A 25,036-nucleotide genomic window follows, 5' to 3' on the forward strand; every position below is an offset into this window, starting at 1 on the left:
CATGACAAATAAAGAACGGTTTTTAACACTTTATCATCAAATGAAAAACGAGACGAATGGATATTTTTCAAAAGAAGGCATTCCGTATCATTCCGTTGAGACACTCATTTGTGAGGCACCTGATTACGGGCATATGACAACTTCAGAAGCTTACAGCTATTGGTTATGGCTTGAAGCATTGTATGGTCACTACACAGGCGATTGGAGCAAACTAGAAGCGGCTTGGGATAATATGGAGAAGTTTATCATTCCAGTAAACGAAGATGGACATGACGAACAGCCGCATATGAGTTCTTACAATCCATCCAGCCCAGCCACATACGCTTCAGAAAAGCCATATCCAGATCAATATCCGAGCCAGTTGACGGGTGCTCGCCCTGCTGGTCAAGATCCGATTGATCAAGAACTGAGGTCAACTTACGGAACGAATGAAACGTATTTAATGCACTGGCTTCTTGATGTAGACAACTGGTATGAATATGGGAATTTGCTCAACCCATCACATACAGCCACATATGTAAACACATTTCAGCGGGGTCCGCAAGAATCCGTATGGGAGGCCATCCCTCATCCATCACAAGATGATAAAACGGCCGGAAAGCCCAATGAAGGTTTCATGAGCTTGTTCACAAAAGAAAATCAAGCGCCCGCCGCCCAGTGGCGCTACACAAATGCGACGGACGCTGATGCACGTGCGATACAGGCAATGTATTGGGCAAAGGAACTTGGCTATAATGGGTCAGCCTATCTTAATAAAGCGAAAAAGATGGGTGATTTCCTTCGCTACGGAATGTATGATAAATATTTTCAAACAATTGGAAGCGGCAAGCAAGGTAATCCGTATCCTGGGAATGGAAAAAGTGCATGTCATCACTTAATGGCATGGTATACCTCTTGGGGCGGGGGACTTGGCGAATATGCAAATTGGTCATGGCGTATCGGTGCGAGCCATTGTCATCAAGGGTATCAAAATCCAGTCGCTGCTTACGCTTTATCCTCAGATAAGGGAGGCTTAAAGCCAGCGTCACCGACTGCTGCAAGTGATTGGGAAAAGACGTTAAAGAGACAGCTTGAATTTTACGTCTGGCTTCAATCAAAAGAGGGAGCGATTGCAGGAGGTGCTACCAACAGCTGGAATGGAGACTATAGCGCTTATCCTGCAGGAAGAAGCACATTTTATGATATGGCTTATGAAGATGCACCTGTTTACCATGATCCTCCGTCCAATAACTGGTTTGGAATGCAAGCATGGCCGATTGAGCGTGTAGCAGAGCTTTATTATATCTTTGCAAAAGATGGCGACAAAACATCTGAAAATTTCCAAATGGCCAAATCTGTCATCACAAAATGGGTCAACTATTCACTAGATTATATTTTTATTGGCACGCGTCCTGTGTCGGATCAAGATGGGTATTTTTTAGATGGTCAGGGTCAAAGGATTCTAGGGGGGACAAATGTTGCTGTTGCTACGACGAGTGCACCTGGAGAGTTTTGGATTCCTGGGAATATAGAATGGAGCGGTCAGCCTGACACTTGGAGCGGGTTCCAATCTGCAACAGGTAATCCAAATTTAACGGCAGTTACAAAAGATCCTACTCAAGATACTGGTGTACTGGGCAGTCTAATCAAAGCACTCACATTCTTTGCTGCTGCAACACAGAAAGAGACAGGAAACTACACAGCACTTGGCATAAGAGCAAAAGAGACAGCGGCACAACTCCTTGAGGTTGCTTGGAATTACAATGATGGTGTAGGGATTGTGACAGAGGAAGACAGAGAAGACTACCACCGTTTCTTTAAAAAAGAAGTGTACTTCCCAAATGGCTGGAACGGAACATTTGGTCAAGGAAATCAGATCCCTGGTTCCAGCACCATTCCTTCTGACCCGCAACGAGGAGGTAACGGAGTGTATACGAGCTTTGCAGATCTTCGTCCGAAAATCAAGCAAGACCCAGCTTGGTCAGCCCTGGAGAGTAAATATCAATCATCTTTTAATGAAGCAACAGGCAAATGGGAAAACGGAGCGCCAAGTTTCACCTATCACCGTTTCTGGTCGCAAGTTGATATGGCTACGGCTTATGCAGAATACCATCGTCTCATAAACGAATAGAACCTAGTGCAGCTGCCGGCTTCTTTAGCCGGCGGTTTCCTAATAAGATAAATGAAATGAAAGCAAAGGTGATGTCATCATGGTTAATAAGAAAGAATTTATGAATCATTCATCGAATGGCGGATCACAGGAACAAGAAAATCAAAGCTGGAGAAAAGAAGCAAATAATCGAATCTTACAACATAGACAAAGAGAGCTTGTCATAAACGTCATCAATAAGGAACAAAAGCCAGTTGCCGGAATAGAGGTGGAAATAAAACAAATCAGACATGAATTTGCATTTGGTTCAGCAATGAATGACCAAGTACTATTCAATCAAACGTATGCTGATTTTTTTGTTCAACATTTTAATTGGGCTGTGTTTGAAAATGAGGCAAAATGGTATGCAAATGAGCCTGAAAGAGGGAAAATAACCTACGAAAAAGCAGATGCCATGCTGAATTTTGCCAATAGACACCAAATTCCAGTGAGGGGGCACGCCTTATTTTGGGAGGTAGAGGATGCCAATCCAAACTGGCTGAAATCATTACCGAATCATGAAGTATATGAAGCCATGAAAAGGCGGCTTGAGCATGCAGGCAATCATTTCAAAGGGAAATTCCGTCATTGGGATGTAAACAACGAAATGATGCATGGTTCATTTTTTAAAGACCGGTTTGGGAAACAGATTTGGAAATGGATGTATGAAGAAACGAAAAAAATTGATCCTCAAGCCTTGTTGTTTGTCAATGATTATAATGTAATCTCATACGGCGAACATCACGCATATAAAGCACATATCAATGAACTTCGTCAGTTGGGGGCACCAGTTGAGGCTATTGGAGTTCAAGGTCACTTTGAAGATCGAGTGGATCCAGTCGTTGTAAAACAAAGACTAGATGTGCTTGCTGAGCTTGGTCTACCGATATGGGTGACAGAGTATGACTCTGTTCACCCGGATGCCAATAGACGAGCGGATAACTTAGAAGCTTTATATCGGGTTGCCTTTAGTCATCCAGCCGTAAAAGGTGTGCTGATGTGGGGATTTTGGGCGGGTGCTCATTGGAGAGGTGAGCACGCAGCCATCGTGAATCATGATTGGTCGTTAAATGAAGCAGGCAGGCGTTATGAAAAGCTTCTACAGGAGTGGACGACACAAAGAGTGGAAAAAACAGATGCGAATGGCCAAGTGACATGTCCAGCGTTTCACGGGACGTATGAGGTTCGAATTGGTGAAGAAAGTAAAATGTTGCAACAGCAGACGATTGAACTTGATTCAACTAAACAAACACCGCTTCAACTAGATATCATCGTACCAGTAGAATAAGAGATTGTGAGGAGAATGGAATGAAAAAATGGGTTCAACGGGTGGCTTGTTTTATGCTGCTGATCACTTTATGGGCGGGTTGGTTCACTCTGACTGTAAAGGCCTCCTCCTATGTGCAAACATCTGGTACACATTTTGTATTGAACAACCACCCATTTTACTTTGCTGGCACAAATAATTATTATTTCCATTACAAATCAAAAAAGATGGTAGATGCTGTTTTTGACGATATGAAGGCAATGGATTTAAAAGTTATTCGTATTTGGGGATTTCACGATGGTACCCCTCAAGAAAACTCAGTCTTACAATCTCGTCCAGGTGTTTATGAAGAATCCGGTTTTCAAAAACTAGACTATGCGATTTATAAAGCAGGGCAGGAAGGAATCAAGCTGGTCATACCGCTCGTGAACAATTGGGATGACTTTGGCGGGATGAATCAATATGTGAAGTGGTTTCAGGCAGGATCACATGATCACTTTTATACAGATTCTCGGATTAAAACAGCTTACAAAAACTATGTGCGCTATGTATTAGAGAGAACCAATACGTACTCAGGTGTTCAATATAAAGATGATCCTGCTATTATGACATGGGAGCTCGCCAATGAGCCGCGCGCTCAGTCAGACCCTTCGGGAGATATACTAGTAAACTGGGCAGATGAAATGAGTGCATGGATCAAATCAATTGACTCGAATCACCTTGTTGCAGTAGGAGACGAAGGGTTCTTTCGCATGACAGGTCATGACGATTGGTTTTACAGTGGGGGAGAAGGTGTTGATTGGGATCGTTTGACTACTCTCCCTCATATTGATTATGGAACCTATCATTTATACCCGGATCACTGGAATCAGTCTGCTGCATGGGGAGTGAAATGGATAAAAGATCATATCACCCGAGGAAACGCAATTGGCAAACCTGTTGTATTAGAAGAGTTTGGCTATCAAAATCAAGCAGCCCGTCCTGATGTATATGATAGCTGGCTGAAGACAATTGAACAGCTCGGAGGCGCAGGTAGCCAATTTTGGATTTTAACAAGCATTCAAGACGATGATTCCCTCTACCCGGATTATGACGGTTTTCGAGTTTTAAAGGAGAGCCGGGAGGCAGGAATCATTCGTGAACACGCCAAAAGAATGAATGGAAAGAACTGATGAAGAATGCCTGTTTATAAGGAACTTCATTTGCATAAAAAAATTGGATATGGTATAGTTTTTATGGAAATGCTAACGATTACCGAGACAAGAGTGGGGAAACCCGCTCTTTTGTATTGAACAGGCAATTTTTGTCTCGACATTATTCATCCGTTTTCTGCTCCCCCTGCTCACAATAAAGCAGGGTTTTTATGCAGAATGATTGATAAGAGCGTTTATCGAAAGCACAAGGAGGAAGAGAATGAGCAAAAAAGTAGTGGATATCGTAAGCGACATGGTGCAGCCAATTTTAGATGGCTTACAGCTTGAACTCGTTGATGTTGAATTTGTCAAAGAGGGTCAAAACTGGTTCCTTCGCGTATTTATTGACTCTGACAAAGGCGTCGATATCGAGGAGTGTGCCAAAGTGAGCGAAGCCTTGAGCGAAAAGCTTGATGAGGCAGATCCAATTAGCCAAAACTACTTTCTTGAAGTGTCCTCTCCTGGAGCGGAGCGCCCATTAAAGAAAAAAGCTGATTTTGAAAAAGCACTTGGAAAAAATGTTTTTATGAAAACATACGAACCAATTGATGGTGAAAAGGCATTTGAAGGTGAGCTTACAAGCTTTGATGGTGAGATTGCAACAGTGACAGTGAAGATCAAGACAAGAAAGAAAGAGATCAATATTCCATACGAAAAAATTGCTAACGCAAGATTAGCAGTTTCGTTCAATTAACCTTTTCATTGATATAAGGGGGAACCATAAAAATGAGTAGTGAGTTGTTAGATGCCCTGACTGTTCTTGAGAAAGAGAAGGGCATTAGTAAAGAAATAATTATTGAAGCGATAGAAGCTGCACTCATTTCTGCATACAAGCGTAATTTTAACCAAGCACAAAATGTGCGTGTTGATTTAAACCGTGAAACGGGAACGATTCGCGTATTCGCAAGAAAAGATGTTGTAGATGAAGTGTATGATTCTCGTCTTGAAATCTCTGTAGATGATGCAGCAAATATCAACCCGAATTACATGGTTGGTGACGTGGTTGAAATTGAAGTCACACCAAAAGATTTCGGACGCATTGCAGCTCAGACAGCGAAACAAGTCGTGACGCAGCGAGTGAGAGAAGCAGAGCGAGGTGTGATTTACACTGAGTTTATCGATCGTGAGGAAGACATCATGACGGGAATCGTTCAGCGAATTGACAGTAAATTCATTTACGTGTCACTTGGCAAAATCGAAGCCCTTCTTCCGGTCAACGAACAAATGCCAAATGAGGACTACAAACCACATGACCGCATTAAAGTGTTCATTACGAAAGTAGAAAAAACAACAAAAGGACCACAAATTTATGTATCAAGAACACACCCAGGTCTTTTAAAGCGTTTATTTGAAATCGAAGTGCCAGAAATTTATGATGGTACTGTAGAGCTTAAATCTGTCGCTAGAGAAGCAGGGGACCGTTCTAAAATATCTGTTCGTACAGATGATCCTGATGTTGATCCAGTTGGTTCTTGTGTAGGACCTAAAGGTCAGCGTGTACAAGCAATTGTCAATGAGCTAAAAGGCGAAAAAATTGACATTGTTCATTGGTCTAATGACCCGGTTGAATTTGTTGCCAATGCGTTAAGTCCATCAAAAGTTCTTGATGTCATTGTAAATGAAGAAGATAAGGCGACAACTGTCATTGTCCCTGATTATCAGCTGTCATTAGCCATTGGCAAAAGAGGTCAAAATGCGCGTCTTGCAGCGAAACTAACGAGCTGGAAGATTGACATTAAAAGCGAAACAGATGCAAGAGAACTCGGTATTTTCCCAAGAACTGAAGACTCTGAATCTCTTTTCTTAGAGGCTGAACCAGTAGCTGAGGAATCTGACGAATAAGAGGTGATATAAAAGGTGAAAAGCCGAAAAAAAATCCCGCTTAGAAAATGCGTCGTGACGGGAGAAATGAAACCAAAGAAAGAACTGATTCGCGTTGTTCGTTCAAAAGAAGGTGAAGTGTCTGTTGACGCAACCGGAAAAATGAACGGGCGCGGCGCTTACCTTTCTCTCGATAAAGAAACCATTCTTGCGGCGAAGAACAAACGTAGTTTACAGCAGCAATTTCAGACACAGATTGACGAACACATTTTTGAAGAATTACTAGAACTAGCTGAAAAGGTGAAAAAACCTAATGACTGAATCTGAATGGTATCCTTTGCTTGGTCTAGCAAATCGAGCTCGTAAAGTCGTGTCAGGAGAAGATCTGGTGATCAAAGAAATTAGACATGCGCGTGCTAAGCTGGTTCTTCTTGCAGCAGATGCCTCATCCAACACAGAGAAAAAGGTATCTGACAAATGCAAATTTTACAATGTTCCGGTTAGAAAAGTTGAAGACCGTTCCGTTCTCGGACGTTCTATTGGGAAGGAAGCTCGCGTAGTTGTCGCTGTCACTGACCAAGGCTTCGCTAAGAAGCTCATAAGCTTGCTCGATTAATTTATTTGGGGGTGAACGAATGGCTAAAGTGAGAGTATATGAATACGCAAAAGCCATAGATGTTTCAAGTAAAGATATTATAGCAGCGCTTAAGGATATGAACGTGGAAGTGAACAACCACATGGCGACGCTTGAAGACGATACTGTGAAAAAGCTAGACGCTATCTATAAAAAAGCCAAAGCAAAAGAGACAGCTAACGAGAAACCCGCAGAACAAAAAAAACAATCATCTAACAAAAACAATGATAGAAAGAAGAATGACGTGCAGAATAATCAATTTAATAAAAACAAAAAAAACAACAACCAAAACAAAAACAAAAATAAACGTGGCGGCAACAACAAGGCGCAGCATCAGCAAGCAAGACCTGTGAAGCCGAAAAAAGAGCTTCCTGAAAAAATTGAATTTACAAATTCAATGACAGTCGGCCAGCTTGCTGACGAGCTTGGCAAAGAAACTGCTGAAATCATCAAAAAACTGATGATGCTTGGTGTCATGGCTACGATCAACCAAGAGCTCGACAAAGATACAGTTGAATTAATTGCTTCTGAATATGGTGTTCCAGTAGAAGAAGTGATCATTTTAGAAGAAACTGAACTTGAAAAGTATGAAGTTGAAGATAAAGAAGAAGATATGCAAGTACGCCCTCCAGTAGTAACGATCATGGGACACGTTGACCACGGGAAAACAACGCTTCTTGACAGCATTCGTAAAACGAAAGTTGTTGAAGGCGAAGCGGGTGGAATTACGCAGCATATTGGTGCATACCAAATTGAAGAAAACGGTAAGAAAATCACGTTCCTTGATACACCAGGACACGCAGCTTTCACTACGATGCGAGCACGTGGTGCTGAAGTAACAGATACGACGATCTTGGTCGTTGCAGCAGATGACGGTGTCATGCCGCAAACGATTGAAGCGATCAACCACGCAAAAGCGGCAGAGGTGCCAATCATTGTGGCTGTCAATAAAATTGACAAACCAACAGCGAACCCTGACCGTGTGATGCAGGAGTTAACTGAGCATGGTCTTGTACCTGAGGCTTGGGGCGGCGAAACGATTTTCGTTCCACTATCTGCGAAAACAGGTGAAGGTATTGATGAATTGATCGAAATGATCCTTCTTGTCAGCGAAGTAGCAGAACTAAAAGCCAACCCAAATCGTGCGGCAAAAGGAACTGTGATCGAGGCTGAGCTTGATAAAGGAAGAGGTTCTGTTGCAACCCTTCTCGTTCAAACTGGTACACTTCAAGTAGGTGACCCAATCGTTGTCGGAAATACATTTGGCCGTGTACGTGCAATGGTCAATGACATCGGACGCCGCGTGAAAACAGCAGGACCATCTACACCTGTTGAAATCACTGGTTTAAATGATGTACCGCATGCAGGGGATCAGTTCCTCGTATTCAAAGATGAAAAAACAGCTCGTCAAGTCGGTGAGGCGCGTGCGTCTAAACAACTTGATGAACAGCGTTCAGACAAAGCGAAATTATCTCTCGATGACCTATTTGAGCAAATCAAACAAGGTGATGTGAAAGATATCAACTTAATCGTAAAAGCAGACGTACAAGGTTCTGCTGAAGCACTGACGGCAGCTCTTCAAAAAATTGAAGTAGAAGGCGTAAAAGTGAAAATCATCCATACGGGTGTTGGAGCGATTACAGAATCTGATATCATTTTAGCAAGTGCTTCTAATGCGATTGTGATCGGATTTAACGTACGTCCTGATGGCAATGCGAAGAGCACAGCTGAAACAGAAAACGTAGATATTCGCTTACACCGCATCATCTACAAAGTCATCGATGAAATTGAAGCTGCGATGAAAGGGATGCTTGACCCTGAATATGAAGAAAAAGTCATCGGTCAAGTTGAAGTTCGTCAAACGTTCAAAGTATCAAAAATCGGTACAATTGCTGGTGGCTATGTCACTGAAGGTACCATTACTAGAGACAGTGGTATCCGCTTAATTCGTGATGGCGTCGTCATCTTTGAAGGCGAAGTCGACGTATTAAAACGATTCAAAGACGATGTGAAAGAAGTTTCACAAGGCTATGAATGTGGTATTACCATTAAGAAATACAATGATATCCGTGAAGGTGATGTCATGGAATCATTCGTTATGCAAGAAATCGAAAGAAAATGATCGGTTATACCGAGTGTGAGTGTATGATCTATGATGCATCCTCACTGAAGGAAAAACGTGCGGTTCTGCAGCGTATCATGACAAGAACGCGCCATAAATTCAATGTGACCATTGCTGAAATGGACTATCAGGATACATGGCAGCGTACTTCGATCGGAATCGCCGTCATTTCCTCCTCCCGGGTTCAAGTGGAAAAGGAACTTCAGCGTGTGTTAAGCTTTATTGATTCTTTTCCGGAAATTGAACGAACGATCACGAAAACTGAGTGGTTTTAACTAGAGGTGATAAGATCATGAGTATGAGAGCAACCCGTGTGGGTGAGCAAATGAAAAAAGAATTAGGCGACATCCTTGGCAGAAAGCTAAAAGATCCAAGAATCGGCTTTTTGACTGTAACGGATGTTGAAGTATCCGGTGATTTGCAAATTGCCAAAGTCTACATTTCTGTTCTTGGCGACGAGAAGAAAAGAGAGGAAACCTTAAAAGGCCTTGCAAAGGCGAAAGGGTATATCCGCTCTGAAATTGGCAATCGAATCAGACTTCGCAAAACACCAGAGCTTCACTTTGAATTCGATGAGTCTGTAGATTACGGTAACCGAATTGAAAGCCTGATTGCTGAACTAAACACAAAAGATCACGAATAAGACGTTGAAATAAGGATAGGCGATGATCGTCTGTCCTTTTTCATCGTTTATGAAAGGAGAGAACGCAGGTGCAAAACGGTGTTCTTTTATTACATAAAGAAAGAGGCATGACCTCTCACGACTGTGTGTTTAAAGTGAGAAAGATTTTACACACAAAAAAAGTGGGACATACAGGGACACTCGATCCAGAGGTTTCAGGTGTTCTGCCTATTTGTATTGGACGAGCGACAAAAATTGTGGAGTACTTAACAGATAAATCGAAAACGTATGATGCGGAAATCACCATTGGATTTTCTACAACGACAGAAGACCAAACAGGTGAAGTAGTAGAAGAAAAAAAGGTGCCGGTACCGATGTCAGAAGATGACATTGATGCTGTGTTGACACAATTTGAAGGAACCATTGAACAGATCCCCCCCATGTTTTCTGCTGTCAAAATTGGCGGAAAAAAGCTCTATGAATATGCAAGGCAAGGCATTGAAATTGAACGTCCAAGCCGTGAAATTACCATTCATCGTATCGAGCGGACAACACCTGTCACATTTGAAAATGGAAAGGTATCCTTTAGATTCACCGTCCTGTGTTCAAAAGGCACATATGTGAGAACGTTAGCCGTCGATATTGGAAAAAAACTTGGGTTTCCAGCCCACATGTCTCACCTCATTCGCATAGGATCTGGTGACTTTACGTTAGATGAATGTATCACTCTTGATGAGTTGCGGGAGATCAGCGAAGAAGGAATGGTTGAGGAACATCTTGTGCCGATCGAGCGTGCGCTCAATCATTTGCCGAAATGGGAGATAAATGATACATTAGCAAGTAAAGTGGAAAACGGTGCAGTCCTACCTATGCCTGATGAATTTGCTCATTTTGCAGAGGAAGATCGTGTCGCTGTCTTTGCTCCTTCAGGCCGTTGTATGGCGATTTATATGAAGCACCCGACCAAACAGAACCTGATGAAGCCGGCGAAGATTTTATCACAGGACAAGCAATCTTAAAGAAAAGGTGACCATCTCGTGAAGACTATACATATTTCACACCCACATACATTGAATCAAAAGGATCAAGTCCCGTCTGTGATGGCTTTAGGGTATTTTGACGGTGTTCACCTCGGACACCAAAAAGTGATTGATGCAGCGAAAAACATTGCGGAAAAAGAGGGTTTAGCTCTAGCTGTCATGACTTTTCATCCGCATCCATCACATGTTCTGCAAAAAGCACGTGAACCAAAAGACTTAATCACACCGCTTGAGGATAAGATTGATTTTATCGAACAATTAGGTGCTGACTACTTATACATTGTGCAATTCAGCGAAAGCTTTGCAGCGCTGTCTCCTCAAGAGTTTGTCGATCAATATTTGGACGAACTGAATGTGAAGCATGCAGTCGCTGGTTTCGATTTTACCTTCGGCCGGTTTGGCGCAGGCACAATGGAAACGTTTGACGAATACGGGAAAGGGCGGATTGCTGCGACCATTGTACCTAAGCTTTCCAACCAAGACCGGAAAGTCAGCTCGACCCTTATACGTTCCGCATTGAAAAATGGAGACGTTGAATATGTGAGTGAGCTTTTAGGGAAACCGTATCAGCTGCGCGGCATTGTCATTCATGGAGATAAACGAGGACGCACGATTGGCTTTCCAACCGCCAATGTTGGTTTATCTGCTGAATACATCATCCCGCCAACAGGCGTATATGCAGTGAGAGCGGAAGTGAAAGGCAAGGTGTATGACGGTGTTTGTAACGTTGGCTACAAACCAACATTTTATGAAAAACGTCCTGATCAGCCTGCGATTGAAGTGAACCTTTTTGATTTTAACGAAGAAATTTATGGTGAACCGATTAAATTACAGTGGTACAAACGGATTCGCAGTGAACAAAAATTTAACGGTATCCAAGAATTAACGGCTCAAATTAGTCAAGATAAAGAAGAAGCGATTCAGTTTTTTCAAGATCATCTTCATTAAACAAAAAAATCGCAGAAAAACCGCTCTATCATTTGCAAAATCGGCATATTTTTAGTATGATAATTCCTGTAGCTTTAAAACCACTTACTTGGCAGGCCGACTTCACCGACGGTTGCGAGGTAGATGGGGCTAACATGATTTGGAGGTGAAACAGGATGGCTATTACTCAAGAGCGTAAAACTCAATTAATTAATGAGTTCAAAACACACGAATCTGATACTGGATCTCCAGAAGTTCAGATCGCTGTCCTAACAGAATCAATTAACAACTTGAACGAGCATTTACGTACTCATAAGAAAGATCACCACTCACGTCGCGGTCTTTTGAAAATGGTAGGTAGACGTCGTAATCTTCTTACGTATCTACGTAATAAAGACGTAACTCGTTACCGTGAGTTAATTAACAAACTAGGCTTACGTCGATAATCGTAAAAAGCGGGAGGATTCCCGCTTTTTTATCGTATAATCACTAATATTTTATGGTTAAAATGTTGAAAGAATGGCAAAAACCCTTCTACATACAGCTTTCACATTGATATGTGAAAATCATTTTGTTCATAATAAGAAATAACCTAAAAACTTTACGACAAGAGAGGAGTTTATCTCAGAATGGGACAAGAGAAACAAGTCTTCACCATAGACTGGGCTGGACGTCAACTGACAGTTGAAACTGGCCAGCTTGCAAAGCAAGCAAACGGAGCGGTTCTCGTACGCTACGGAGATACGGCTGTGCTTAGCTCAGCAACAGCTTCTAAAGAACCAAAACCACTTGATTTTTTCCCGCTCACTGTAAACTACGAAGAAAGATTATATGCAGTTGGTAAAATTCCTGGTGGTTTCATTAAAAGAGAAGGCCGCCCAAGTGAAAAAGCAATCCTTGCGAGCCGCTTAATTGACAGACCGATCCGTCCACTATTTGCAGACGGATTTAGAAATGAAGTACAAGTCATTAGTATTGTCATGAGTGTGGATCAAGATTGTTCATCTGAAATGGCTGCAATGTTTGGCTCATCTTTAGCTTTATGTGTGTCTGACATTCCATTTGAGGGACCAATCGCTGGCGTGACAGTAGGACGAGTAGATGGAAAGCTCATCATCAACCCAAATGTTGAGCAGCTTGAACAAAGCGATATCAACCTTGTTGTAGCTGGAACAAAAGATGCAATTAACATGGTAGAAGCTGGTGCTGATGAAGTACCAGAAGAAACGATGCTTGAAGCCATCATGTACGGCCATCAAGAGATCAAACGCTTAATCGAATTCCAAGAAGAAATTGTGAAAGCTGTCGGTAAAGAAAAAATCGATATTCCTTTATATGAAGTCGATCAAGCATTAGCAGAGGAAGTAAAACAACTTGCTGAAGCGGATCTACTGAAAGCGATTCAAGTACATGAGAAGCATGCTCGTGAAGATGCCATCAGTGCTGTGAAAAAAGCTGTCGTTCAAAAATTTGAAGAAGAAGAGCGTGACGAAGCAACGATTAAACAAGCGAAGGATGTCTTAAATAAGCTTGTGAAAAACGAAGTTCGCCGCCTTATTACTGAAGAGAAAGTACGTCCAGATGGACGCGGCGTCGATCAAATCCGTCCACTTTCTTCAGAAGTAGGACTTCTACCAAGAACGCACGGTTCAGGATTGTTTACAAGAGGCCAAACACAGGCACTCAGTATTTGTACATTAGGTGCACTTGGTGATGTACAGATTCTTGATGGTCTTGGTGTTGAAGAGTCTAAGCGATTCATGCACCATTATAACTTCCCGCAATTCAGTGTTGGTGAGACCGGCCCAATGCGTGGTCCAGGCCGTCGTGAGATTGGACATGGTGCGCTAGGCGAACGTGCATTAGAGCCAGTCATTCCATCTGAAAAAGATTTCCCTTATACGGTTCGTCTTGTGTCTGAGGTGTTAGAATCAAACGGTTCTACTTCACAAGCAAGTATTTGTGCGAGCACACTTGCGATGATGGATGCAGGTGTTCCAATTAAAGCACCAGTTGCAGGGATTGCAATGGGACTTGTTAAATCTGGTGAATACTACACAGTGCTGACAGACATTCAAGGAATGGAAGATGCACTTGGAGATATGGACTTTAAAGTAGCAGGTACATCTAAAGGTGTAACAGCGCTTCAAATGGACATTAAAATCGATGGTCTATCAAAAGACATTTTAGAAGAAGCACTTCAACAAGCGAAAAAAGGAAGAATGGAAATTTTAGATAGCATGCTGTCAACGATTCCAGCTTCTAGAGGAGAATTGTCACGTTATGCACCAAAAATCTTAACGATGACAATCAATCCAGATAAAATTCGCGATGTCATTGGACCAAGCGGTAAACAAATCAATAAAATCATTGAAGATACCGGTGTGAAAATTGATATTGAACAAGACGGTACAATCTTTATCTCTTCTACTGAAGAAGACATGAACCAAAAAGCGAAGAAAATCATTGAAGATCTTGTCAGAGAAGTTGAAGTTGGCCAACTTTACTTAGGTAAAGTAAAACGAATTGAAAAATTCGGTGCCTTCCTTGAAATCTTCAGCGGCAAAGATGGACTTGTTCATATTTCTGAGCTTGCACTTGAACGTGTTGGCAAAGTAGAAGATGTCGTGAAGATTGGTGACGAACTACTCGTCAAAGTCACTGAGATCGATAAACAAGGCCGTGTAAACCTTTCTCGTAAAGCTGTTTTACGTGAAGAAAAGGAAAAAGAAGAAAAGCAGTCTTAATGAGAACAAATAAAATGTGTTAGAAGCCAGGTATCCGTGCCAGGCTTCTTTCTTTTCTTGCGCGTAACAATAGTTCTAGCTTGTTTCTCCCTATCATAATTTGTGGTAAAGGGGAGGGACAACCATTGAAAAAAACGATACCATTCTTTGTGTTTGTATTTTTACTGCTCGTGTCATATCAAACGATGAAGCAGCCGGCTGCTGTTACATATATGAATTCAATGAAAGAGCACGCCGAGGTAGCATCTGTTTCAAAAGATATTCTGTATCAAGAGATCGAATCGAAGTCTTCTGACTATGAAGAGAAGCCGCAAAATGCTAAGATTGATAAAGTGTGGAAAAAGATGCCTGGTTTAAATGGACAGACAGTCGATATCGATGCTTCTTACGAAAAAATGAAAAAACAGGGCTCTTTCGATGAAAAGCTGCTTGTTTTTAAAGAAACAAAACCATCTGTCCATTTACATGAACTTGGTGCTGAACCTATCTATAAGGGACATCCAGACAAAAAGATGAATGCATTCCTGATCAATGTAGCTTGGGGCGACGAGCATTTAACAAAAATGTTGAATACACTAGAAAAGCATCAAGTGAAGGCAACCTTTTTCTTAGAAGGCAAATGGGTGAAAAACAGTCCAGACCTTGCTAAAAAAATCGTGGCAGATGGTCATGAAATTGGAAATCATTCATACAATCACCCGGATATGCGCACACTGACAAGAGAACGAGCATTAGAGCAGATGATTAAAACAAATCGCCAAATTGAAGAATCCCTTGGGAAAAAACCGATATGGTTTGCGCCTCCAAGTGGCAGCTTTAAAGAAGAAACAGTAAAGCTTGCGAAACAAGAAGGAATGGAAACCATTATGTGGACAGTAGACACGATCGACTGGCAAAAACCATCACCAGCTATATTACAAAAACGAGTGCTTGGGAAAATTCACAATGGGGCGATGATATTAATGCATCCAACAGACGCAACAGCGAGAAGTCTTGACGCACTTATCACTCAAATCAAAGAAAGAGGATATGAATTAGGAACGGTTTCTGACCTCCTAAGTGAAAAAAGACACCCGTGATGCGATCTGTTTGTTGAATAGGAGGAGCAAAACTTGGTCAAAACGTATACATGCCAAAACGGAGTAAGAATTGTACTTGAAAACAATCCCACTGTAAGGTCTGTCGCAATTGGCGTCTGGATTGGAACAGGTTCTAGACATGAGACACCAGAAGTAAATGGGATCTCACACTTTTTAGAGCATATGTTCTTTAAAGGAACAAAGACGAGATCTGCACGTGATATCGCAGAATCCTTTGACCGCATTGGTGGTCAAGTGAATGCCTTTACGTCAAAAGAATATACTTGCTATTATGCAAAGGTACTTGATTCACATGCTGGGTATGCCCTCGATGTGTTGAGTGACATGTTTTTCAACTCTGCTTTTGACGAAGAAGAGCTGAAGAAAGAAAAAAATGTGGTCTATGAAGAAATTAAAATGTATGAAGATACTCCTGATGACATCGTTCATGATTTGTTAAGCAAAGCCATTTACGGTGATCATTCATTAGGTTATCCGATTTTAGGGACAGAGGAAACACTCTCTACTTTTAACGGTGATTCCCTTAGAAAATATATGGACGAATTCTATACGCCGGATCGCGTCGTCATCTCTGTAGCAGGGAACGTCGATGACACCTTCATTCGTGAGGTCGAAACATTATTTGGCTCGTATGAAGGAAAGGGGAAAAAGCAGCCTGTCGAAGCACCGCAATTCCACTATGACAAACTGACACGCAAAAAGGAAACAGAACAGGCGCATCTTTGCATGGGCTTTAACGGACTTCCTGCTGGAGATCAGGGCATCTATGACTTAATCGTCTTAAATAATGTTCTAGGCGGTAGCATGAGCAGCCGATTGTTCCAAGACGTAAGAGAAGATAAAGGACTTGCGTATTCTGTATTCAGCTATCATAGTTCATTTGCAGATAACGGAATGCTGACGATCTATGGTGGAACTGGAGCGAAACAGCTGAATCTGCTATCTGAAACCATCTTACAAACATTAGACGTCTTAAAACGTGAGGGAATTACGCAGAAAGAACTTGAAAACTCTAAGGAGCAAATGAAAGGCAACCTCATGCTTAGTCTTGAAAGTACAAACAGCAAGATGAGCCGAAATGGTAAAAATGAATTACTCCTTGGTAAACATCGTACGCTTGATGAAATTATTGATGAAATCAATCGCGTCTCATTAGACGGCGTGAACAATTTATCGAAAAGAATCTTTACAGAAGATTATGCCCTCTCGCTTATTAGTCCAACGGGTGATGTACCTTCTGCTTAAACAAAAAAAGGCATGTCTTTTAAAAGAGATGCCTTTTTTTCATGTCTAAAGATTAATCAGCTAACTTGTTTTGCAGCTGATGAACAATTTTATTGATTGTCGAAAAGTGCTCGGTCAATAGTTCCTCATCTGCAAATTGAATATCAAAAACCTCTTCTAATTCCAAAATGAGTGAAACTGCTTTAATTGAATCGAGACCGTGATTTGTTAACTCTTCATCTGCACCAATAGAAACCTTGCTATCATCGTCCAAAGAACGCAGGACCAAATCCTTTACTTGACTTGATAGTGAAAGGGCATCCGTCGTTTCATTCATCTGCAACGCTCCTCTTTACAAATTTTCTATTCTTTACATAAATTAACTATATTAGAATGGAAAAACATTGTAAAGCAGTTTCGATATAAATAGGAATTGTTGATCATTCTCTTCAAATGAAAAATTTGGTAGAGTGAGAAGAAAAGAGACTGGGAAGGATGGATCAATCCATGAATAAAACAGACCTTGTACAGCACATTCCCTTATTAAAAAAAGCGATCTCCATAGACCAGATTGATAAAGGCTATTCTCGAGATGAAAAATGGGTCGTGACGATGTCATCAGGTGAAAAGTATGTCCTTCGATTCACAGATCAAGATCAATATGACAAAATAAAGACGCAATTTGAGCTCCTTTCCCAATTAAGACGTCACGGTGTTCAGTGTGCTGATCCAGTGAAAATGGGTGTTCTAGATGAAACACAGCAAGTGTACTATATTTTATCGTTTGTAGAAGGTCAAGAAGCAAAAGAAATCATGAGTCAGTTAACAGAAGAACAGCAGTATGCGATCGGGGTAAGTGCAGGACGGGATTTACGAAACATGCATACATATCCAGCGCCATCACATATCGAACCTTGGGAAGAGCGTGTTGTGAAAAAGCATCATCGATATTTAACTGCTTATCGGGAGAGCGGTATCTCCATAGAAGGGGATGAAAAAGTTGCGCAGTTTATCGCACAGCACATAGATAAGGTGAAGGGAAGGCCTAACCAATTTCAGCACGATGACTTTCATTTAGGGAATATTATTATAAAGAATGATAAATATGCAGGCGTTATTGATTTTAATAATTTTGATTGGGGAGACCCCATTCATGATTTTTATAAAGTAGCTCTTTTCAGTAGAGAAACAAGTGAAGCCTTTGCGGCTGGTCAAATAAATGGGTATTTTGATGGTGAAATACCAGCTGATTTTTGGCAGCTTTACTCTGTATATGTCGCAATGAGCATCTTTTCATCGATTATGTGGGTCATTAAATTTGATCCAGGTCAAATGGATGAGATGATTGAAAGACTAGAAAATGTATTAAAAGATCACGATTATTTTCGTCAAATAGAACCTCATTGGTATACGCGTATCACTAGATAACAGTGAAATATAGGACGATTAGGCGGTGATGGAAGTCACTGCCTTTTCTGTTATAATGATACAAATTACACATTGTCATGAGTAGAAACATTTTATATAATCCTAACAAGGATCGAAAAAGTTGTAAAAAAATTCCGTTTTTTGTTGAAAAAGAGCAAAAGGCTGGTGATGGATTGAAACAAATCGACAAAGATTCAAAGCAGCTATGGCGTGTATATTTATGGACACTCTCATTTTTAAAGCCTTATACAGGTAAAGTGATTCTAGTCATTATGAGTGGATTCGTTATTACCTTGAGCGAACTCATTATACCTAAATTTATTCAATATTTTATTGAAACGATTTTGCCAGCAAAAGACTTTTCTAAAATGAATGGATTATTGTTAGGCCTGACTGGCTTGATAGCACTTGGTATTATCCTGACAGCTGCACGAAATTTATGGCAAAGAAAATTAATCGAACAAGCCTCAAGAGATTCACAATTTGCTGCCTTCCAGCAAATCCGTCAACTCGGTTTCTCATACTACGAACAACATTCTGTTAGTGAAACACTCTCCTTTGTTAACACACAAACACGAGCTGTACAAGAAATTTACAGACGATACTTCCCACAATTTATCAATCAGACACTATTTATCGCCATCTCACTATACTTTATGATACAAATTTCTATCTTACTCACTCTCATCATCATTCCAAGTTTTATTCTCTACTATATCTTTGGACCTTGGCTTGAAAAAAAGGCAACGATCTACGGAAGACAAAGTGCAGAAGGTTTTCGCGCGTTGCAAACAAAATTATACGAAAGTCTTGCTTCAATGGAAGAGCTTAGAATTTTAGGTTATATGAATTGGGACATGGAGCGGATTCAAAAGCTGCATGAACAGGTCCGCCAAGATCATGAAAAAAATGTTTTTTTCGCTTACTTACGAGGAAGCAACCGCAGGCTCACTTATTATATTGGTGCTCTAGCTACATTTGCTCTCGGCATCTACCTTGTAAATAATGGCCAGCTGACGACAGGCGGTTTTGTGGCATATATACTATATTATTTTTCAGCAATGCATATGCTTACTTCTATTGTCACACTTCTAACAGAACAACGAATCTTAACCTTTCAAATTGAACCTTTATATCATTTTATGAAAAAAACACCCGATATTAGAGAGCCTCGTCAGCCTATGCTGCTTGATCAAGTCGAAGGCGATATCGTGTTTCATGACGTTGATTTTCATTATCCCAATCATCCTCCTTTATTAAAAGGGATGAATCTACATATTCGGCGTGGTGAAAAAGTGGCGCTTGTCGGTACGAGCGGTGGAGGGAAAACATCGCTTCTTAAATTAATTGGACGCTTTTATGACCCCTCATCTGGGATGATTACACTTGATGGAGTTGATTTGCGCTGTTTACCTACTAGTCAAATAAGAGGTGCGATGGGGTTTGTTTTTCAAGAAACGTTTTTATTTAATATGAGTGTAAAGGACAATATTCGTTTTGGAGATACAAGTCTTTCAGATCAACAGATCATTGAAGCCGCTAAAAAAGCTGATTGCGACTCATTTATAAGAGAACTAGAAAACGGATACGACACCATACTTGGGGAAAGAGGATTAAAACTATCTGGTGGTCAAAAGCAAAAGATCGCCATTGCCCGGCTATTTGCTAAGAATCCAAGTGTTGTGTTACTCGATGAAGCAACAGCATCTCTTGATAGTGTCAGCGAGCAAAAAGTCCAGCAGGCATTACATCAAACATTTAAGGAATCTACTGTCATTGCAGTCGCTCATCGTTTATCTACTGTAAGACATTTTGACAGAATTATTTTGATAGAGGACGGTCGTATGTTAGAAACTGGACATTTTAATGAATTGATGAGAAAAAAGGGACATTTTTATCAATTGGCGTCTGACCGCTCAGAAAAGGAGGCAGGTGTAACATGAGGAAAAATTGGCTGTTTCTTTTGATCACAAAGCAAAAATGGATGCTCATCCTCGCTCTTTTACTCGTTTTGATTGAAGCAGCAGCTAATTTAGCCATGATTGGGCTGCAAAAGTGGCTCATTGACGATGTTCTTTTGAATAGCGGAAATCAACATTTCCCCCATATCTTGATGCTGTTTGCCATCATTTTTCTTGTCTATGTTGTCATGTTTGTCGCCAGCCCATATGTGATGCACAAAAACTACCTTACCATCCACCATTCATTACAGAGAAAGATATTAGATCAGCTTCAGCAAGTATCGATGAGATCATATAAAATTCATCCAGTCAGTTATTATCTACACAAGCTTAACCAAGATGTAAAGACAGTCGCTGTCACAGCTGCTTTACATATACCAAAGATTGTACAAACTATTTTTATGGCCGTTGTTTTATCGATCATTTTACTATCTGTGAGTCCTGTATTATTTTTCTTGCTTCTTTTTGCAAGTACGTGTTATTTCATTGTCGGTAAAAAAATGGCGGAAACGGCAACAAACATCGCAAAAGAAGTGCAAGAGAGAAAGTCAGATCTATTCGTGCATGTCGAAGAAGGAATTTCTTCTACAAGAGAAGTGGTTGCATTTGATCGACGTAAATGGGAAATCGGTTTGTATGAAAAGCTATTTAACAACATGATGGATCGTGTCATAAAAGAAGGTAAGTTTCAAAATAAGCTTCTATTTTTAACAGAACCATTGAAATGGTTTGGAATACTATCTGTGCTTGTGTTTGGCACATATCAAGTAGCAGCAGGAAACATGTCAATCGGCTTGTTTGTCGTCATTTACCAATATGCTTCTCAATTAATGAAAAGTTATCAGGAGTTATTCCAGTATGTATTTGAATTTTTCCAGCAGCGTGCATCTGTTCATCGAATTGCAGAAGTACTGCAAATAGAAAACGAAGAAAAAGGAACGAAGCGAATACATTCTGTGGAAGATGTGGTGTTTGAAGATGTTTGTTTTTCTTATGAACAAACATCTAAAGGGGCTTTAAACGACTTGAATCTTCATATTCAAAAAGGAAAAAAAGTGGCCATTGTTGGAGCGAGCGGCAGCGGGAAATCGACTATCTCAAAGCTGGCACTGGGACTTTATCAACCGGATAGCGGAAACATTTTAGTAAATGGCGTTGAACGATCAGAGATAGAGCCATCTCATTTCTTAAAACGGGTAGCCGTTGTCCCGCAAGAACCCTATTTCTTCCCAGACACCATACGCCTCAATCTCATCATGGGGTTAACTGATATTACTGAAGAACAACTTGAACAGGTTTGTGAGATTGCACAAATTCTTCCCTTCATTAAAGGACTTGAAAAAGGATTTGATACAGTCATTGGAGAGAGGGGAATCTCCTTGTCAGGGGGACAGCGCCAGCGTTTAGCTATCGCTAGAGCGCTTTTAAAACAGGCTGATTTTCTGATATTAGATGAGGCGACATCGGCCCTTGACCGGCAGACAGAAAGGCAGGTTCAAAAAGGGATAGACGATGCAAAAGGAGGAAGCACATTGCTTGTGATTGCACACAGATTATCGACCATACAAAATGCAGATATGATCTATGTACTTGAAGACGGTGCCGTTCAAAGCTGCGGTACTCATGAGGAGCTGATGGAAGCCTCCTCGCATTACCGCTCTTTATTTATGGCGCAGGTCATCACAGCGTCTTAGTCAGTTTGGTTTTGACCAAAGTAAAGAGTCGATCTAAGGTGCGGAAGTGGTCAGGGTGTAATTCTTCGTCTTCAAACGCAATGTGAAAGGTGTCCTCTAATGAAATAACAAAAGAGACAATTTGGACAGAATTTAATCCTAAAGCTTTTAAACTATCATCAAGGCCTGGCTGCTCAGTGAGCGACAACTTATTCATCACAAGTTGGACAATTTTTTCTTCAACTTCTGTTCGTGTCAGTTCATTCATGTCGTGGCTCCTTTCTAAAAGATTAATATATGTTATATTTTGGTGGATTAAGGAGAAAATTGCAATTGTTTTTATCAATCTATCATAAGGGGTGGCATTCATTGTCATATGTAAGCTATCAAAAAAATAATGTTCGTGTGGTATTAGGGGCAGATGAATCAGTTCAGAATTTAGTCATCAGTAAAGTACATCCCTATGTTGAGTGCAGCAAAATAACAGACAGACTTGAAGGAGACGTTTGGACGATTTTAACCAGCAAATATGCACAAGACATTCAAACAGAAGTGCCACTTGAAGAAGTCTTTTATCAAACCAAGATGGAACCTCGCTGCCGCTACCTGTATCACGGAGAGAAGAAAGTCGTTGTAATAGATGAACCAAAAGATGTCAGATGGACAGCACAACACGCACTGCGTTTAATAAGAGTATTGCTTCGCCTTTTGTGTTATCAGGATGGACTTGTCTATTTGCATGGCGGCATGATGGAGATGAATCAAAAAGGGATTGCACTAGTAGGCGGATCAAGAGCGGGCAAAACATCCACCATTTTATCCTTGTTATCATTAACCGATGCAACGTACATCACAAACGATGATATAGGGATTTCATATACGAACAACGAGTACAAAGGAACTGGTTGGCCGAGATCTATGAGTATTCGGAAAGATTCTTTTGAAGCCATTGAAAAGCTTGGTTCACCATATAGGCTTCAAACATCGAGTCACCCATTTAATGAAGATGATAAGAACTATCATTTTGTCTATCCGGAGGAATTAGAAAAATGGTTTTCACGTGAAGTCAAAACAATGGGGAAAATCGATGTCATGGTGTTTCCTGAGTTTTTACCTCATGGGCAAACGGGTGCCGCACTTTCGAAAATCAGTCCACATGAAGCAGCGGAACGTCTAAAGGAGCACGCAGTCATCAATCCTGGAAGACATAATGAGTTCCTCTTACCATATTTCACTTTACCGACACCCGAAGCGCTAGAACCATTTCTTGAACATCTAGCGGAAAAGATCCCTTGTTATTCATTAAAACAGGCATTTACTTCTTTAGAGAAAGGAACCTTTCTCATTCAAGAGCTTCTTGAACAATCCGATATGGTCGTGTAAGACGTTTTGGAGGTGAGTCATGGTTGAGCAGGAGTATAAATATTTGTTGTCACAAACAGATTTTCAACACATCTACAACATGTTAAGTCAAAATCATCAACCCACTTATTTAATGAACTTCAATTACTATTACGACACCTCAGATTTTTTATTAAAACGATATGGCTATACCGTACGGATCCGTCAAACCAGCGGCAAACGAACACTTGAGATCAAATGTCCCAGTCAAACGTCTGGTTATAAAAGAGTAAGAGAAGAAAAGTCATTTCCTATTGAGGATCTACCGCAAAAACTAGATGTACAGAACATCGTAACGTCTTTACCTTTTACAATGACTGAACAGCCAGAGTTGTTAGGACTATTGGTTACTGAACGAACTACCTTTTATATCGAGACAGGCATCAAAGTGGATTTGGATCAAAGCAGCTATCTTGGCATCACAGATCATGAATTAGAAATTGAATATGACAGTGAAAAAGCATATGAGGCAGCTCAATGGTTTCATAGACTAACGGATGATTTGGACATACCAGTCAATCGAAAAGGGAAACGCTCTCGATTTATCACTAGATTTAAATCACTATACGGGAAGGAGTAATCCACATGCGGGCTGTTTTGGATCAATCCACTCTCTCAAATGAAGAGAGGCTACTATTACTTGGCTCACGTATTCAATTAAATGAAAAAGAAGAAGAGTTGATGAGAGATGTATTAAAAGACGGCATCGATGTACCTAAATTGATTGGACTTGCATCAAGACATAAGGTACTTCAACTGATGACGCCTCATTTGATTCGCCTTGATGATGAAAAAAAAATCACGACAACCTACAAATTTTTACTTCATTATCATTATATCGGGAATCGCCAAAAAAATATGGAGAGATTCAAGGAATTAAAGCGTCTTTTACAAACATTTCGAAAAGCAAAGCTGAAAGCAGTCCCTCTCAAAGGAGCCATTTTAACGCCTCTTGTTTACAAAGATTATGGACTCCGAATGATGTCAGACATTGATTTCTTAATTCATCCAGATGATCGAAAAAGAGCTTCTTCATTGCTCAAGGAGGAAGGGTTTATCATCGGTAAATATGACTGGGCAACCGATCAAGAAATACCGATTTCCCGAGAAGAAGAAATGATGTGGAGAATGAATGCTGGGAATCTTTATTCGCATATTAAACGGAGCGGAGAAGACTTTTTAAAGGTTCACCGTGTTGATTTTTCATACGATGTTGAGCTGAAAAAAAACTACGACGCGACAAATGCCTTGCTAGATGCTGCTAATGAAAAGTCATTTTTGCAAACGGATACTTATATGCTTGAACCTTTAGATTTTCTCATTCATCTTGCTTTCCATTTATACAAGGAAGCAACAAATGTGCAGTATGTCTATTTACATGCAGATCTCAATTTGATTAAGTTTTGCGATGTAAGGGAGTACGTCAAGTTTGCTGAAGAGCAAAACCAACTTGATTGGCATGCTTTGCAAGCAAGAGCGAAGGAATTAGGGGCCGAGAAAGCACTTTTTTACACGTTTACGTTTGTAGATTTATTGTATCAAACGAACTATATCGATCAATTGCAGCAGTTAGACATGAGTGACCAATCGTTCTTAGAAGCCTATGGAGAAAATGATTTTGGTTCTTCGAAAATGTGGAAAAAATCTTTTGTTGAGCGTTTTTTCAGCTTGGATAATCGTGATGAGCTTGAAGAGGAGCCTGTCGTACAGCTGTTCCCTGAAAGGCAGTAGCAAAATGAAGAGGAGGA

General features: G+C 40.7%; 24 protein-coding genes. 22 read left to right on the forward strand and 2 right to left on the reverse strand.

The genetic code is table 11. The features are described from left to right. The first annotated feature begins 1 nt into the window (after position 1). The 16 genes from NSQ17_RS08285 (at position 2) to NSQ17_RS08360 (ending at position 16,846) form a co-directional block, all read left to right on the forward strand. Complete coding sequence (locus NSQ17_RS08285; protein WP_327855528.1) at positions 2-2,110, forward strand: glycoside hydrolase family 48 protein; 2,109 nt, start codon at positions 2-4, stop codon at positions 2,108-2,110. Between the two features lie 79 nt (positions 2,111-2,189). Next, positions 2,190-3,416 (forward strand): endo-1,4-beta-xylanase, encoded by a 1,227-nt coding sequence (locus NSQ17_RS08290; RefSeq protein ID WP_041507294.1) that lies wholly within the window; start codon positions 2,190-2,192, stop codon positions 3,414-3,416. Positions 3,417-3,436: 20 nt separating this feature from the next. Beyond that, positions 3,437-4,567 carry a cellulase family glycosylhydrolase gene (locus NSQ17_RS08295; RefSeq protein WP_138278524.1) on the forward strand — a complete coding sequence of 377 codons (1,131 nt, stop codon included), beginning with the start codon at positions 3,437-3,439 and terminating at the stop codon, positions 4,565-4,567. 241 nt (positions 4,568-4,808) lie between these two features. Continuing rightward, positions 4,809-5,282, forward strand: a complete 474-nt coding sequence (gene rimP / locus NSQ17_RS08300; RefSeq protein WP_008344744.1) for a ribosome maturation factor RimP — start codon at positions 4,809-4,811, stop codon at positions 5,280-5,282. A gap of 32 nt (positions 5,283-5,314) precedes the next feature. Further along, on the forward strand, positions 5,315-6,430 hold the full coding sequence (gene nusA / locus NSQ17_RS08305; RefSeq protein WP_007499530.1) for a transcription termination factor NusA: 1,116 nt from the start codon (positions 5,315-5,317) through the stop codon (positions 6,428-6,430). 15 nt (positions 6,431-6,445) lie between these two features. Beyond that, a complete protein-coding gene (locus NSQ17_RS08310) occupies positions 6,446-6,730 on the forward strand; it encodes a YlxR family protein (RefSeq protein WP_008344742.1) in 285 nt (94 codons plus the stop codon). After that, positions 6,723-7,025 (forward strand): YlxQ family RNA-binding protein, encoded by a 303-nt coding sequence (locus tag NSQ17_RS08315; protein WP_007499528.1) that lies wholly within the window; start codon positions 6,723-6,725, stop codon positions 7,023-7,025. The genes NSQ17_RS08310 and NSQ17_RS08315 overlap by 8 nt, the downstream gene beginning before the upstream one ends. Positions 7,026-7,044: 19 nt before the next feature. After that, complete coding sequence (gene infB, locus NSQ17_RS08320; RefSeq protein ID WP_007499526.1) at positions 7,045-9,165, forward strand: translation initiation factor IF-2; 2,121 nt, start codon at positions 7,045-7,047, stop codon at positions 9,163-9,165. Then, positions 9,162-9,440 (forward strand): DUF503 domain-containing protein, encoded by a 279-nt coding sequence (locus NSQ17_RS08325; RefSeq protein WP_017359071.1) that lies wholly within the window; start codon positions 9,162-9,164, stop codon positions 9,438-9,440. Before infB ends, NSQ17_RS08325 begins: the two co-directional genes overlap by 4 nt. A gap of 17 nt (positions 9,441-9,457) precedes the next feature. Next, positions 9,458-9,808 carry a 30S ribosome-binding factor RbfA gene (gene rbfA, locus NSQ17_RS08330; protein WP_007499525.1) on the forward strand — a complete coding sequence of 117 codons (351 nt, stop codon included), beginning with the start codon at positions 9,458-9,460 and terminating at the stop codon, positions 9,806-9,808. Between the two features lie 68 nt (positions 9,809-9,876). Continuing rightward, the gene (gene truB / locus NSQ17_RS08335; RefSeq protein ID WP_342468007.1) at positions 9,877-10,806 is read left to right on the forward strand and encodes a tRNA pseudouridine(55) synthase TruB; all 930 of its coding nucleotides are present in this window, start codon (positions 9,877-9,879) and stop codon (positions 10,804-10,806) included. An 18-nt stretch (positions 10,807-10,824) separates the two neighbouring features. Further along, entirely contained in the window at positions 10,825-11,775 is a 951-nt protein-coding gene (gene ribF, locus NSQ17_RS08340) for a bifunctional riboflavin kinase/FAD synthetase (protein ID WP_017359069.1), read from the forward strand. Positions 11,776-11,930: 155 nt separating this feature from the next. Beyond that, positions 11,931-12,200, forward strand: a complete 270-nt coding sequence (rpsO, locus tag NSQ17_RS08345; RefSeq protein WP_008354438.1) for a 30S ribosomal protein S15 — start codon at positions 11,931-11,933, stop codon at positions 12,198-12,200. A gap of 183 nt (positions 12,201-12,383) precedes the next feature. Continuing rightward, positions 12,384-14,501 carry a polyribonucleotide nucleotidyltransferase gene (pnp, locus tag NSQ17_RS08350; protein ID WP_007499522.1) on the forward strand — a complete coding sequence of 706 codons (2,118 nt, stop codon included), beginning with the start codon at positions 12,384-12,386 and terminating at the stop codon, positions 14,499-14,501. A 185-nt stretch (positions 14,502-14,686) separates the two neighbouring features. Next, positions 14,687-15,580 carry a polysaccharide deacetylase family protein gene (locus NSQ17_RS08355; protein WP_342468091.1) on the forward strand — a complete coding sequence of 298 codons (894 nt, stop codon included), beginning with the start codon at positions 14,687-14,689 and terminating at the stop codon, positions 15,578-15,580. 33 nt (positions 15,581-15,613) lie between these two features. After that, a complete protein-coding gene (locus NSQ17_RS08360) occupies positions 15,614-16,846 on the forward strand; it encodes a pitrilysin family protein (RefSeq protein WP_041090488.1) in 1,233 nt (410 codons plus the stop codon). Positions 16,847-16,898: 52 nt separating this feature from the next. On the opposite strand, the gene NSQ17_RS08365 is transcribed toward NSQ17_RS08360, so the two are convergent. Further along, entirely contained in the window at positions 16,899-17,162 is a 264-nt protein-coding gene (locus tag NSQ17_RS08365; RefSeq protein ID WP_342468008.1) for an acyl carrier protein, read from the reverse strand. A gap of 170 nt (positions 17,163-17,332) precedes the next feature. On the opposite strand from NSQ17_RS08365, the gene NSQ17_RS08370 reads away from it, so the two are divergent. The 3 genes from NSQ17_RS08370 (at position 17,333) to NSQ17_RS08380 (ending at position 21,908) form a co-directional block, all read left to right on the forward strand. Beyond that, complete coding sequence (locus NSQ17_RS08370; protein ID WP_249116254.1) at positions 17,333-18,253, forward strand: aminoglycoside phosphotransferase family protein; 921 nt, start codon at positions 17,333-17,335, stop codon at positions 18,251-18,253. 173 nt (positions 18,254-18,426) lie between these two features. Beyond that, positions 18,427-20,196: an ABC transporter ATP-binding protein gene (locus NSQ17_RS08375; protein ID WP_268362991.1), complete on the forward strand. Its 1,770-nt coding sequence runs from the start codon at positions 18,427-18,429 to the stop codon at positions 20,194-20,196. Continuing rightward, positions 20,193-21,908 carry an ABC transporter ATP-binding protein gene (locus NSQ17_RS08380; RefSeq protein WP_342468009.1) on the forward strand — a complete coding sequence of 572 codons (1,716 nt, stop codon included), beginning with the start codon at positions 20,193-20,195 and terminating at the stop codon, positions 21,906-21,908. Before NSQ17_RS08375 ends, NSQ17_RS08380 begins: the two co-directional genes overlap by 4 nt. On the opposite strand, the gene NSQ17_RS08385 is transcribed toward NSQ17_RS08380, so the two are convergent. Continuing rightward, entirely contained in the window at positions 21,895-22,155 is a 261-nt protein-coding gene (locus NSQ17_RS08385) for a phosphopantetheine-binding protein (RefSeq protein ID WP_041507289.1), read from the reverse strand. The genes NSQ17_RS08380 and NSQ17_RS08385 overlap by 14 nt on opposite strands. Positions 22,156-22,220: 65 nt before the next feature. Between NSQ17_RS08385 and NSQ17_RS08390 the strand changes: the two genes are divergently transcribed. The 3 genes from NSQ17_RS08390 to NSQ17_RS08400 are packed head-to-tail and all read left to right on the forward strand — an operon-like array spanning position 22,221 to position 25,019. Continuing rightward, on the forward strand, positions 22,221-23,270 hold the full coding sequence (locus tag NSQ17_RS08390; RefSeq protein ID WP_342468010.1) for a hypothetical protein: 1,050 nt from the start codon (positions 22,221-22,223) through the stop codon (positions 23,268-23,270). Between the two features lie 19 nt (positions 23,271-23,289). Further along, on the forward strand, positions 23,290-23,868 hold the full coding sequence (locus NSQ17_RS08395) for a CYTH domain-containing protein (RefSeq protein ID WP_041507287.1): 579 nt from the start codon (positions 23,290-23,292) through the stop codon (positions 23,866-23,868). A gap of 5 nt (positions 23,869-23,873) precedes the next feature. Beyond that, positions 23,874-25,019: a nucleotidyltransferase family protein gene (locus NSQ17_RS08400; RefSeq protein ID WP_342468011.1), complete on the forward strand. Its 1,146-nt coding sequence runs from the start codon at positions 23,874-23,876 to the stop codon at positions 25,017-25,019. Positions 25,020-25,036 lie beyond the last annotated feature (17 nt).

Origin of the sequence: Bacillus sp. FSL W8-0629 (genome assembly GCF_038593225.1) — a bacterium.
Classification (GTDB): Bacteria; Bacillota; Bacilli; order Bacillales; family Bacillaceae; genus Bacillus; species Bacillus altitudinis.